Origin of the sequence: Pseudomonas sp. GL-B-26 (genome assembly GCF_019947405.1) — a bacterium.
Taxonomy (GTDB): Bacteria; Pseudomonadota; Gammaproteobacteria; order Pseudomonadales; family Pseudomonadaceae; genus Aquipseudomonas.
In genome coordinates this window covers 1-12,973 of the sequence record NZ_JAGYGJ010000081.1, presented here as the reverse complement: position 1 = coordinate 12,973, position 12,973 = coordinate 1, and the positions used below count along the sequence as shown (strand labels likewise).

General features: G+C 59.7%; 12 protein-coding genes. 9 read left to right on the top strand and 3 right to left on the bottom strand.

Going from position 1 to position 12,973, the window contains the following annotated elements; genetic code table 11:
• Positions 1-311: 311 nt before the first annotated feature.
• Positions 312-1,805 (bottom strand): CoA-acylating methylmalonate-semialdehyde dehydrogenase, encoded by a 1,494-nt coding sequence (locus KGB23_RS29590; RefSeq protein WP_223433635.1) that lies wholly within the window; start codon positions 1,803-1,805, stop codon positions 312-314.
• A 64-nt stretch (positions 1,806-1,869) separates the two neighbouring features.
• On the bottom strand, positions 1,870-3,219 hold the full coding sequence (locus KGB23_RS29585; protein ID WP_095127265.1) for an aspartate aminotransferase family protein: 1,350 nt from the start codon (positions 3,217-3,219) through the stop codon (positions 1,870-1,872).
• Between the two features lie 124 nt (positions 3,220-3,343).
• Between KGB23_RS29585 and KGB23_RS29580 the strand changes: the two genes are divergently transcribed.
• The 6 genes from KGB23_RS29580 to KGB23_RS29555 all read left to right on the top strand — a co-directional run bounded on the left by KGB23_RS29580 (position 3,344) and on the right by KGB23_RS29555 (position 9,724).
• A complete protein-coding gene (locus KGB23_RS29580; protein WP_046044702.1) occupies positions 3,344-4,264 on the top strand; it encodes a LysR family transcriptional regulator in 921 nt (306 codons plus the stop codon).
• 85 nt (positions 4,265-4,349) lie between these two features.
• Complete coding sequence (locus tag KGB23_RS29575; RefSeq protein ID WP_046044703.1) at positions 4,350-5,000, top strand: TetR/AcrR family transcriptional regulator; 651 nt, start codon at positions 4,350-4,352, stop codon at positions 4,998-5,000.
• 7 nt (positions 5,001-5,007) lie between these two features.
• Positions 5,008-5,589: an IMPACT family protein gene (locus KGB23_RS29570; RefSeq protein ID WP_223433634.1), complete on the top strand. Its 582-nt coding sequence runs from the start codon at positions 5,008-5,010 to the stop codon at positions 5,587-5,589.
• Between the two features lie 531 nt (positions 5,590-6,120).
• Positions 6,121-7,680, top strand: coding sequence for an ABC transporter ATP-binding protein (locus tag KGB23_RS29565; RefSeq protein WP_223433633.1), 1,560 nt, complete (start codon positions 6,121-6,123; stop codon positions 7,678-7,680).
• A gap of 11 nt (positions 7,681-7,691) precedes the next feature.
• A complete protein-coding gene (locus tag KGB23_RS29560) occupies positions 7,692-8,798 on the top strand; it encodes an ABC transporter permease (RefSeq protein ID WP_223433632.1) in 1,107 nt (368 codons plus the stop codon).
• Positions 8,798-9,724, top strand: coding sequence for an ABC transporter permease (locus KGB23_RS29555; protein ID WP_223433631.1), 927 nt, complete (start codon positions 8,798-8,800; stop codon positions 9,722-9,724). The genes KGB23_RS29560 and KGB23_RS29555 overlap by 1 nt, the downstream gene beginning before the upstream one ends.
• Positions 9,725-9,809: 85 nt before the next feature.
• On the opposite strand, the gene KGB23_RS29550 is transcribed toward KGB23_RS29555, so the two are convergent.
• Positions 9,810-10,232 carry a hypothetical protein gene (locus tag KGB23_RS29550; protein ID WP_223433630.1) on the bottom strand — a complete coding sequence of 141 codons (423 nt, stop codon included), beginning with the start codon at positions 10,230-10,232 and terminating at the stop codon, positions 9,810-9,812.
• Positions 10,233-10,314: 82 nt separating this feature from the next.
• Between KGB23_RS29550 and KGB23_RS29545 the strand changes: the two genes are divergently transcribed.
• The 3 genes from KGB23_RS29545 to KGB23_RS29535 all read left to right on the top strand — a co-directional run bounded on the left by KGB23_RS29545 (position 10,315) and on the right by KGB23_RS29535 (position 12,903).
• A complete protein-coding gene (locus tag KGB23_RS29545; protein ID WP_223433636.1) occupies positions 10,315-10,665 on the top strand; it encodes a MerR family transcriptional regulator in 351 nt (116 codons plus the stop codon).
• Positions 10,666-10,690: 25 nt separating this feature from the next.
• The gene (locus tag KGB23_RS29540; RefSeq protein WP_223433629.1) at positions 10,691-11,377 is read left to right on the top strand and encodes an SDR family oxidoreductase; all 687 of its coding nucleotides are present in this window, start codon (positions 10,691-10,693) and stop codon (positions 11,375-11,377) included.
• Between the two features lie 167 nt (positions 11,378-11,544).
• A complete protein-coding gene (locus tag KGB23_RS29535; RefSeq protein WP_223433628.1) occupies positions 11,545-12,903 on the top strand; it encodes an 8-oxoguanine deaminase in 1,359 nt (452 codons plus the stop codon).
• Positions 12,904-12,973: the final 70 nt, after the last annotated feature.

Genomic DNA, 12,973 nt, shown 5'->3' with positions numbered 1-12,973 from the left:
CGTTACTCGCTGCTGTCAACACCTCTTTTGTTCCGCTTTCGACCGAGAAGATCGAATCGTCAATCAAGCTAAACCACCCTGCCTGACCGACTCCTTCTGGGCTTCGATGACCTGAAGCAACTCGCTGCCGAAAACTGCGTAACTCATTGTTTACCAAGGAGTTTTCCGTTTCGACTGCGCCGGAAGTGGGGCGAATTATAGACTTCCAGAATCTGCCGTCAACACCTATCTTCACAATTCTGTCATATAGGTGAAAACAGCCCCTGAAACGCAAAGGCCGGCCCCAAGGGGCCGGCCTTCTTCCCTTCTACTTACAAGCTAGGGAATGCGAACTGCGAAGCTTCATGGCTAGCCCGTTGTGGCCAGCGCTGGGTAATGGCCTTGCGACGGGTGTAGAAACGCACGCCATCCGGACCATACGCATGCAAGTCGCCGAACAGCGAGCGCTTCCAGCCGCCAAAGCTGTGATAAGCCACCGGTACCGGCAGCGGTACGTTTACGCCGACCATACCGACTTCGATCTCGTCGCAGAACAACCGCGCCGCTTCCCCATCACGGGTAAAGATGCAGGTGCCGTTGCCATACTCGTGATCGTTGATCAGCTGCATCGCCTCTTCCAGGCTGTTAACCCGGACAACACACAGCACCGGCCCGAAGATCTCTTCTTTATAGATGCGCATTTCTGGTGTGACGTTGTCGAACAGGCAGCCACCCAGGAAGAACCCTTCCTCATGACCGGCCACGCTCAGACCACGACCGTCGACCACCAAAGAAGCACCGGATGAAACACCGTCTTCTATATAGCCACTGACTTTGTCGCGAGCCTGACCGGAAACCAGCGGCCCCATGTCCAGACCGCATGAAGTACCGGCACCGATTTTCAGCGCCTTGATCTGCGGTACCAACTTGGCCACCAGCGCATCCGCCACCTGGTCACCGACGCACACAGCCACCGAGATCGCCATGCAACGCTCACCGCAAGAACCATAGGCCGCGCCCATCAGCGCGCTGACCGCGTTATCCAGATCCGCATCCGGCATCAGCACCGCATGGTTCTTCGCGCCACCCAGTGCCTGAACGCGTTTGCCGCGCTTGGTGCCTTCGGCGTAAATGTACTCGGCAATCGGCGTCGAACCAACGAAGCTCAACGCTTTGACTTCCGGCGCTTCGATCAGCGCGTCCACCGCAGCCTTGTCGCCATGCACTACGCTCAGCACGCCTTTTGGCAGACCGGCTTCCAACAGCAATTGAGCGATCAACAGCGTGGAGCTTGGATCACGCTCGGATGGTTTGAGGATGAAGCAGTTGCCGCAGACGATCGCCAGCGGATACATCCACAGCGGCACCATGGCCGGGAAGTTGAACGGCGTAATACCGGCCACCACGCCCAGCGGCTGGAAGTCCGACCAGGCATCGATATTCGGGCCGACGTTACGGCTGTACTCGCCCTTGAGGATTTCCGGTGCCGCGCAAGCGAACTCAACGTTCTCGATACCGCGCTTCAGTTCACCAGCAGCATCTTCCAGCGTCTTGCCGTGTTCTTCGCTGATCAGTTGAGCGATACGCGCTTCGTTCTGCTCCAGCAATTGCTTGAAGCGGAACATCACCTGCGCACGCTTGGCGGGCGGAGTATTGCGCCAAGCCGGGAACGCAGCCTTGGCCGAGTCGATGGCTTTTTGAATGGTTTCGCGGCTGGCCAACGGCAGCTTGTGGATCGCCTGGCCGGTAGACGGGTTGAACACGTCGGCCGTGCGGCCTTCTTCGGTCACCAATTCGCCATTGATCAAATGCGGGATAAGGCTCATGCAGCACTCCTGAAAAGTTGTCCACAGGCGCCCTTCAAAGGGCGCCTCTATATAGAGGGGAGAATCAGTCGATCTTGTTCAGCACTTCGCCGACCGCGTCGAACAGACGATCAAGGTCTTGCGGCTTGCTGTTGAAGGTTGGGCCGAACTGCAGGGTGTCGCCGCCGAAGCGCACGTAGAACCCGGCTTTCCACAATGCCATGCCGGCTTCGAACGGACGCACGATGGCGTCGCCGTCACGCGGCGCGATCTGGATCGCACCGGCCAGGCCATAGTTACGAATATCGATGATGTTTTTCGAGCCCTTCAGACCGTGCAGCGCATTTTCAAAATGCGGCGCGACTTCGGCCACGCTCTGCACCAGGTTTTCCTTTTGCAGCAGGTCGAGTGCTGCCAGGCCAGCAGCGCAAGCCACCGGGTGCGCGGAATAGGTGTAGCCGTGCGGGAATTCCACCGCGTACTCAGGCGTCGCCTGGTTCATGAAAGTCTGGTAGATCTCGGAGCTGGCAATCACCGCGCCCATCGGAATCGCGCCGTTAGTGACTTGTTTGGCGATGCACATCAGGTCCGGGGTCACGCCGAAGCTGTCAGCGCCGAACATCGAACCGGTACGGCCGAAACCGGTGATCACTTCGTCGAACACCAGCAGGATGTTGTGCTGATCGCAGATCTCGCGCAGACGTTTGAGATAACCCTGTGGTGGCACCAGTACGCCAGCCGAACCGGCCATTGGCTCGACGAACACTGCAGCGATGTTCGAAGCGTCATGCAGCTCGATCAACTTGAGCAGCTCATCCGCCAGGGCGATACCGCCCTCTTTCGGCATGCCACGGGAATAAGCATTGCTTGCCAGCAAGGTGTGCGGCAGGTGATCGACGTCCATCATCGCCTGACCGAACATTTTGCGGTTGCCGTTCACGCCGCCGAGGCTGGTGCCGGCGATGTTCACGCCGTGATAACCACGTGCACGGCCGATCATTTTGGTCTTGGTGGCCTGGCCTTTCAGACGCCAGTAAGCACGAACCATCTTCACCGCTGTGTCAGCACACTCGGAGCCCGAGTCAGTGAAGAACACATGATTCAGATTGCCCGGGGTCAGGTCAGTGATTTTCTCAGCCAGCTGGAACGACAGCGGATGGCCGTACTGGAAGCCCGGCGAGTAATCGAGGGTACCCAATTGCTTGGCGACCGCTTCCTGAATTTCCTTACGGGTATGCCCGGCGCCACAGGTCCACAAACCAGAGAGCGAGTCGTAAACCTTGCGGCCCTTGTCATCGATCAGCCAACTGCCTTCTGCCGCCACGATCAGTCGCGGATCGCGCTGGAAATTACGGTTGGCGGTGTAGGGCATCCAGTGAGCATCGAGCTTGAGCTGGCTGGCCAGGGAAGTCGGGTTGTTTTCAGGCAAGTTCATGGGCAAAACCTCGCAGGGCAATAAGCGGCATAGAGATCAAAAGCGTTCTTGCAGCTAAATTGCCACGAGGATAAAGTCGGTGAAATCCAACTCTTCTAACGTTCAGTCAGGTCATTACTAAACTATGAGCAGCCGTCGCCCCGATCCGCTGGCGCAAGTCAGTGACTTTGATATCCGCCTGCTTCGGATCTTTCGCAGTGTGGTGGAGTGCGGCGGCTTCTCCGCAGCGGAGTCGGTGCTGGGGATCGGCCGCTCGGCCATCAGCCAGCAAATGAGCGATCTGGAACAGCGCCTCGGTTTGCGCTTGTGCCAACGCGGTCGCGCAGGATTTTCCCTGACCGAGGAAGGCCGCGAGGTCTATCAATCGGCATTGCAGCTACTAAGTGCGCTGGAAAGTTTTCGCACCGAGGTCAACGGTCTGCACCAACATCTGCGCGGCGAATTGACCATCGGCCTGACCGACAACCTGGTCACCCTGCCCCACATGCGCATCACCCACGCCTTGGCGCAATTGAAGGAACGCGGGCCGGACGTGCAGATTCAGATCCGCATGATCGCGCCCAATGAAGTCGAACAAGGCGTGCTCGACGGTCGATTGCATGTCGGCGTGGTGCCGCAAGCCAGCGCGCTGTCGGGGCTGGAATATCAGCCGCTCTATAGCGAACGCTCGCTGCTGTATTGCGCGGTTGGTCATCCGTTGTTTTATGTCGACGATAAACAACTGGATGACGAGCGCCTCAATAGCCAGGACGCCATCGCACCGACTTTCCGTTTGCCCGCGGAAATCCAGGCCCATTACCAAGCGCTCAATTGCACCGCCAGTGCCTCGGACCGTGAAGGCATGGCGTTCCTGATCCTCACCGGACGCTACATCGGCTACCTGCCGGACCACTACGCCAGCCTCTGGGTGCAGCAGGGCCGATTGCGTGCGCTGAAACCAAAGGTGCGTTTTTATGACCTGAGCCTTGCATCGGTCACCCGCAAGGGCCGTCGCCCGCATTTGGTGCTGGAAAGTTTTTTGGAGAGCCTGGCTGCGACACGCTAGGTTTTATTGCGTCAGGACTTGTCTGATGCCTGTGGGTGCGCTATCAACGCACTGGTTGCACCCACCCACCTGTTCGGAAGTGCCTATGACCTTTGAAGTCCCCGCTCACGGCGGCAAACCTGCCAGCCGCATTCGTCAGAAGAACGAAGAGACCATCATCAAAGCCGCCGAAGACGAGTTCGCCCGTCACGGGTTCAAAGGCACCAGTATGAACACCATCGCCCTGAATGCCGGGTTGCCCAAGGCGAACCTGCATTACTACTTCACCAACAAACTCGGTTTGTACGTGGCGGTGTTGAGCAACATCCTCCAGTTGTGGGACAGCACCTTCAACACCCTGACCGCTGAAGATGATCCGGCCGAAGCGCTGACGCGTTACATCCGCGCCAAGATGGAATTCTCCCGTCGCCAGCCGCAAGCCTCGCGGATCTTCGCGATGGAAGTCATCAGCGGTGGCGAATGCCTGACCGAGTACTTCAACCAGGACTATCGCGCCTGGTTCCAGGGCCGGGCGGGCGTGTTCCAAGCGTGGATCGACGCCGGGAAAATGGACCCGGTCGACCCGGTGAACCTGATCTTCCTGTTGTGGGGCAGCACTCAGCATTACGCCGATTTCGCCACACAGATCTGCCGTGTCAGCGGGCGCACCAAGTTGACCAAGCAGGACATGGAAGACGCCGGCAACAACCTGATCCGCATCATTCTCAAAGGCTGCGGCCTGACGCCAACGATCTAAGACACTTATGCCTTTTACCCTCAGCGGTTTTTGCGAGTACCGCGAAGAGATTCGCAAAAGCCGCTTCATCACTTTCGCCGCGCCGATCAGCAGCCCTGCTGAAGCCCAGGCGTTCATCGAACAGCACAGCGATTTGAATGCCTCGCACAATTGCTGGGCCTGGAAACTTGGCGAGCAATACCGCAGCACTGACGATGGTGAGCCCGGCGGCACCGCTGGCCGACCGATTCTGGCGGCAATCGACGCGCAGGATTGCGATCAGGTCGCGGTGCTGGTGATTCGTTGGTATGGCGGCATTCAACTCGGCACCGGTGGCCTCGCCCGGGCGTATGGCGGCGGCGCCAACAAGTGCCTGCAAGCGGCGGCAAAGGTTGAACTGATCAGTCGGGTGTCGGTGAGTTGTGCCTGTGCGTTTGCAGAGTTGCCGCTGGTGAAGCTTCGGGTGGCGGAACTGGGTGGCTTGGTTGTGGAAGAAACGTTCACGGCCAACGGCGTAGAACTGCAATTGGCGATCGGCGAAAGCCAGATAGACACCCTGCAGACGCAGCTGGCGGATCTGAGTCGCGGACGCATTTTGTTGCAGCACTAATCGCACCAATAACGTTCGCAGCCCTTTCGTCGAACCGGTGCATTTGCCCACATCTACTGTGCACCCGGCTGTGGATAACCTGAGCACACCCGGCTGCAACCCTTCTGTCATGCGGCTTTGCGGGCTTTGCTCACTTTTCGACCAATCCGCCATCAAAAAAGCTAAATCCACGTAAAAACAATCAGTTAGAGCGGTTTATCACCTTTAGAAGAAAGCCACACAGTGCTTATGCCCGAGCTTCGGGCTTGCGCACAAATACTGTGGAGCAATCTGTGGATAACCCGTTCATGGCTGTCGCCGCCCCATGTCCGGCGTGGCTTGTCGTCGGTTGCTCGTTTTTTGATCAAACACCCTGAGCAAAACCGGAGCCTGATCAACGACGTTGCCCTCAAGTGGTGCCTGGTTCGGGATCGACATAGGGCAAGCCGTCGTCTTCCAAGCCTTTGCCTGTAACGCTGTTGAGTTTTCCTGACTCAATGGCCAGAAAATTGCTTTGTCCACAGGCATCACTTCAATCGACCCGAGCCTGTCATGCCCAACCCCGTGCCGATCCCCGATCCAACACCTCGTCTGCAACTGCGCAGAATCAGCAAGCGCTACCCCGGTTGCCTGGCCAACGACGCTATCGATCTGAGCATTGCACCCGGCGAAATCCACGCCCTGCTCGGCGAAAACGGCGCGGGCAAAAGTACGCTGATGAAGGTCATCTACGGCGTCATCCATGCAGACTCGGGAGAGATGATCTGGCAAGGGCAACGCGTGACCCTGCGCAACCCGGCTCAGGCTCGGGGGCTGGGAGTCGGTATGGTGTTCCAGCATTTCTCGCTGTTCGAGACGCTAAGCGTGGCGCAGAACATTGCCTTGGCGATGGGCGCGGCGGCTGGCACACCGAAGCAGCTTGAGCCGAAAATCCGTGAAGTCTCCCGGCGTTACGGCATGGCGCTGGAGCCGGAGCGACTTGTCCACAGCCTGTCGATCGGTGAACGCCAGCGGGTGGAAATCATTCGTTGCCTGATGCAGGACATCCGTCTGCTGATTCTCGATGAGCCGACCTCGGTGCTGACTCCGCAAGAGGCCGACGAATTGTTCGTCACCCTGCGTCGACTGGCCACCGAGGGCTGCAGCATTCTGTTTATCAGCCACAAACTCGGTGAAGTTCGCGCGTTGTGCCACAGCGCCACGGTGTTGCGCGGCGGTCGGGTGGCCGGGCATTGCGTGCCGGCCGAGTGTTCGGATCGGCAACTGGCGCAGTTGATGGTCGGCGAAGCCGCTGCGCTGATTACGGATTATCCGAAAGCCACTGGCGCTAATGCATTCCTGAACGTGACGGGCTTGTCCTGGCACAACCCGGATCCGTTCGGCTGTTCGCTGAAGGACATCGGGCTTGAAGTGCGCAGTGGCGAAATCGTCGGCATCGCCGGGGTTGCGGGCAATGGTCAGGATGAGTTGCTGGCCCTGCTCAGTGGCGAAGAACCGCTCAGCCGCAACGACGGCGCAACGATCAATTTCGCCGGGCAACCGGTGGCGCACTTGCGGCCGGATGCACGGCGCAAACTGGGCCTGGCCTTTGTCCCTGCTGAACGTCTGGGTCATGGTGCGGTGCCGGACCTGAGCCTGGCTGACAACGCCCTGCTCACAGCCTTTCAACAAGGGCTGATCAGCAACGGCCTGATCCAGCGCGGCAAGGTCGAAGCGCTGGCCGAAGAAATTATCCGCCGCTACGGGGTGAAGACACCCGACACCCAGACACCGGCCCGCAGCCTGTCCGGCGGCAACTTGCAGAAATTCATCCTCGGCCGGGAAATCCTGCAGCAACCGAAACTGCTGGTGGCCGCGCACCCGACCTGGGGCGTGGACGTCGGCGCTGCCGCGACCATTCACCGGGCGCTGATTGCCTTGCGCGACGCCGGCGCGGCGATCCTGGTGATCTCCGAAGACCTCGACGAACTGTTCCAGATCAGCGATCGCCTCGGCGCTTTGTGCGGTGGTCGATTGTCACCGCTCAAGCCCACGGTCGACACCCGCCTGATCGAGGTCGGCGGCTGGATGGCCGGCGAGTTCGACGCTCCTCAATCACGTGCAATGGTTTAACGGAGTTTCACATGCTGCTTTCTCTCGAACCTCGTGGCCACCAATCGCGCCTGATGCTGTGGTGCTCGCCGTTGCTGGCGGCTGTCCTGACGTTGGGCTGTGGCTCGCTGCTGTTTATTGCGCTGGGTCACGATCCGCTGCTCACCCTGCACACCTTGCTGATCGCACCGGTCAGCGACTTGTATGGCGTCTCCGAACTATTGGTCAAAGCGCTGCCGATTCTGCTTTGTGCATTGGGTCTGGCGGTGGCGTACCAAGCACGAATCTGGAACATCGGCGCCGAAGGTCAGTTGCTGCTCGGTGCGCTGGCCGGCAGTGCATTGGCGGTGAACATCATCGGTATGCAAAGCCGCTGGGCGCTGGTGCTGATCCTGCTCGTCGGTACCCTGGCCGGTGCCGCGTGGGCCGGGCTGACGGCGTGGTTGCGCACGCGTTTCAATGCCAATGAAATCCTCACCAGCATCATGCTCAATTACATCGCCCTGAACCTGCTGCTGTTCTGCGTGCATGGGCCGCTAAAGGATCCGGCGGGGTTCAACTTTCCCGAATCAGCGATGTTCGGTGATGCCAGCCGATTGCCGCTGCTGATGGAGGATGGCCGGGTCCACATGGGCGTGTATTTCGCCTTGCTCGCGTTGGTGGCGGTGTGGGTGTTGCTGCAGAAAAGCTTTGTCGGGTTCCAGATCAAAGTCCTCGGGCTGGACAAGCGTGCTGCGGGTTTTGTCGGCTTTCGCGAGAAGCGGCTGATATGGCTGGCGCTGTTGATCAGCGGAGGATTGGCGGGGCTGGCCGGGGTGTGTGAAGTCACCGGGCCGATCGGCCAACTGGTGCCGCAAGTCTCGCCCGGTTACGGCTATGCCGCGATCACCGTGGCGTTTCTCGGGCGACTCAATCCCATCGGTATTCTGTTTTCCAGCCTGCTGATGGCGCTGCTGTACATCGGCGGCGAGAGCGCGCAGATGAGCATGAATCTGCCGCAAGCAATCACCCAATTGTTCCAGGGAATGATGCTGTTTTTCCTGCTGGCCAGTGACGTGCTGATTCTCTACCGACCGCGTTTGAACCTGCGCTGGTCCCATCGTGCACAAGCCACCGCCGTACGAGCAGGAGCGCTGTGATGGATATCGATCTGCTGAGCAATATTTTCTACGCCATGGTCCGTTGCGGCACGCCGTTGCTGTTGGTGGCGCTGGGCGAACTGATCTGCGAGAAGAGCGGCGTTCTGAACCTCGGCCAGGAAGGCATGATGCTGTTTGGTGCGGTGATCGGTTTTATCGTCGCGTTGAGCAGCGGCAACCTGTGGCTCGGTGTGTTGCTGGCGATGCTTGCCGGGATGCTGTTGTCGTCCCTGTTTGCGCTGGTGGCGCTGGTGTTCAACGCCAATCAGGTGGCCACCGGGTTGGCGCTGACGATCTTCGGCGTGGGCCTGTCGACCTTTGTCGGCGCGGCGTGGGTCGGTAAACCGCTGGCAGGTTTTGAGCCGGTGGCGATTCCTTATTTGAGTGAAATCCCGCTGATCGGGCGGATGCTGTTTGCGCAGGATCTGTTGGTGTATGTGTCGTTCGCGTTGTTTGCGCTGGTGACCTGGGTGATTGTGAAAAGTCGCGTCGGGCTGATCATTCAGGCGGTCGGGGAAAACCCGGATGCGGCCAGTGCCATGGGCTTGCCGGTGTTGGGCGTGCGCACGTTGGCGGTGCTGTTTGGTGGGGCGATGGCCGGGTTGGCCGGGGCTTATTTGTCGCTGGCTTATACGCCGATGTGGGCGGAGAACATGAGTGCCGGCCGGGGCTGGATTGCCCTGGCACTGGTGGTGTTTGCCAGTTGGCGGGTGTGGCGGTTGCTGCTGGGAGCGTATCTGTTCGGACTCGCCAGCATCCTGCATTTGGTGGCGCAGGGGTTGGGGCTGGCGATTCCGTCGAGTCTGCTGGCGATGCTGCCGTATGTCGCGACCATTGTGGTGTTGGTGCTGCTGTCGCGAGATGCGCTGCGTACGCGGTTGTATGCGCCGGTGTCGTTGGGGCAGCCGTGGCGGGCCGGGCATTAGGGGTTAGCCGGACGGGCCTATTCGCGAGCAAGCCCGCTCCCACATTTGGACCGAGTCGAGCCTGGATTTTGTGATCAACCCACATCTACTGTGAGAGCGGGCTTGCTCGCGAAAGCGCCCGAACAGGCAACACCTGAGCTACGCCCCACGCCAATTCAAAGAACAGGAAAATCACCAATAGCGAACTCCCGCCATGAGCCAAGGCATAAGCCTGCCAGGCTGCAAACAAAAACCGCCCCACCGCGTCATACCGCCCAAACACCTGCTGCGGATCCCGAATCCGCAGCACCGCCCACACGCAGACAATCGACCCCAACAAATTGGCCATCAGCATGTGCATCGGCTCAAACGGTGGCAACTCGCCGGACAAGTTGAACGCCTGACTCACGCTCAACAAAACTCCATGCAACGCCGCAAAACTCCACGGCGTGACAAACGCCACCATGACGATCAAGTCATACCAGGCGCTACCCTTCACCAACCGGCGATATTGCGTTGAAGTCCACATCCGTCTTGCTCCATAAATTCAGGGAGCAACAAGGCTAAAGCCTGGAGTATGCTCCAGGGTCAAGCCCTCTCGAGATGTCATGATGCGCATCGGTGAATTAGCCCAAGCCAGCGCCGTCAGCCGCGACACGCTGCGCTTCTACGAGCAGCGCGGGTTGATTGCGGCGCAACGCAGCGCCAACGGTTATCGCGACTATCCGGCGGACATGGTGCAACTGGTGCAGTACATCAAGACCGCTCAGCGATTGGGCTTTACCCTCGGCGAGATCGGCAACAGCGTCGCCGCGATATGGCAGTCGCCCGATCCGGACAGCGCCGTCACGCAATTGCTGCAAGACAAACTCAAACTGATCGAAACTCGCATGGCCGAACTCGACGCGTTGCGTCAGGAGTTGCAGCAACGGCTCGGCCAGCGTTGTCCATTGAATCCGTGATCCTCATTTATCAAGGAAGCCACTTATGTCTACGGCAAAAACCGCACTCATCATCGGTGCCTCCCGGGGTTTGGGCCTCGGTCTGGTGAAAACCCTGCTGGCCGACGGTTGGCAGGTCACCGCCACCGTACGCAACCCGCAGAACGCCGAAGCCCTGCAGGCCTTGGGCAAGGTGCGGATCGAAAAACTCGACATGGACGATCAGCAGGCGGTCATCGCCCTGAGCCAACAACTCAAGGGCGAAGTGTTTGACCTGCTGTTCGTGAATGCCGGGGTCAAAGGCCCGGAAGTTCAAACGCCGGGCGGCGCGACCCTGACCGAGGTCGGCCAACTGTTCTTCACCAATGCGGTGGCGCCGATCAATCTGGCTCAACGCTTTGTCGGGCAGATTCGTCCGGACAGCGGCGTGCTGGCGTTCATGAGTTCGGTGCTGGGCAGCGTGACCATGCCGGATGCACCCGAGCTGGCGTTGTACAAGGCCAGTAAAGCGGCGCTGAACTCGATGACCAGCAGCTTCGTCACTCAGTTGGGCGAGCAGAAACTCACCGTGCTGTCGCTGCATCCGGGTTGGGTGAAAACCGACATGGGCGGTGAAGGTGCCGACATTGATGTGGAAACCAGTACGCGCGGATTGGTCGATCAGGTGAATGCGTATACCGGCAAGGGCGGGCATCATTTTGTGAATTACCGGGGTGAAACCATTCCCTGGTAACCCCCCCTTCCCCTGTGGGATTTGTGTTGTCCTGTCGGGCGAGGCTTGTCTGCCGAGCTTTTTTGATTGAAACTCCGCACCTCGTCCCCGCGGCGACCCTGGATCAGCAGACAGGGTAATCACTGAGCTGGCTAACCTGAACCCAACTTTCAGAGGAGCCGGCCAACATGCCTGCGACCCGTATCTGGTTAAAAAATCCCCTCGCGATCTTCACTGCCAATGGCCTCGATGCCCGTGGCGGCCTGGTGCTGCAAGACGGTTTGATCGTCGAAGTGCTCGCCGCCGGCCAGCAACCTTCCGCACCCTGTGGACAAGTCTTCGATGCCCGCGAGCATGTGATCCTGCCGGGACTGATCAACACCCATCACCACTTCTATCAAACCCTGACCCGCGCCTGGGCGCCGGTGGTCAATCAGCCGTTGTTCCCGTGGCTGAAAACTCTCTACCCGGTCTGGGCCCGCCTCACCCCTGAAAAACTCGCCCTCGCCAGCAAAGTCGCGTTGGCCGAATTGCTGCTGTCTGGCTGCACCACCGCGGCCGATCACCATTACCTGTTTCCGCAAGGCCTGGAAAATGCGATCGACGTACAAGTCGAGAGCGTCCGCGAACTGGGCATGCGCGCCATGCTGACGCGCGGTTCCATGAGCCTCGGCGAGAAGGACGGCGGCCTGCCGCCGCAGCAGACAGTGCAGGAAGGTGAAGTGATCCTCGCCGACAGCCAACGTTTGATCGCCGAGTACCACGAACGTGGCGATGGCGCGCAAATCCAGATCGCCCTGGCGCCCTGCTCACCGTTCTCGGTGACCCCGGAAATCATGTCCGCCAGCGCCGAACTGGCGAACAAACTCGACGTGCGCCTGCACACCCATCTGGCCGAAACCCTCGACGAAGAAGACTTCTGTCTGCAACGCTTCGGGTTGCGCACCGTGGATTACCTGGACAGCGTCGGCTGGCTCGGCCCACGTACCTGGCTCGCTCACGGCATCCACTTCAACCCGGACGAAATCGCTCGCCTCGGCGCCGCCGGCACCGGGATTTGCCATTGCCCGAGTTCGAACATGCGCCTGGCTTCCGGCATTTGCCCGACCCTGGACCTGACCGCTGCCGGCGCGTTGCTGGGCTTGGGCGTGGACGGTTCGGCGTCCAACGATGCGTCGAACATGATGCTGGAAACCCGTCAGGCGCTGTACATTCAGCGGCTGCGTTATGGCGCCGAGAAGATCACGCCGGAACTGGTGCTGGGGTGGGCGACCAAGGGTTCGGCGAGTTTGCTCGGGCGTAGCGATATCGGCGAGCTGGCGGTGGGCAAGCAAGCGGATCTGGCACTGTTCAAGCTGGATGAGCTGCGGTTCTCCGGCAGTCATGATCCGGTGTCGGCGTTGCTGCTGTGCGGCGCTGATCGGGCGGATCGGGTGATGGTCGGCGGCAAATGGCGGGTGATTGATGGGCAGGTTGAAGGGCTGGATTTGAAGGGGTTGATTGCCGATCACAGCCAGGCGGCTCGGCAGTTGATCGCGGGCGCCTAAGCCGACCACGATCTAATGTGGGAGCGGGCTTGCTCGCGAATGCGGTGTGTCAGTCAACATTGATACTGAC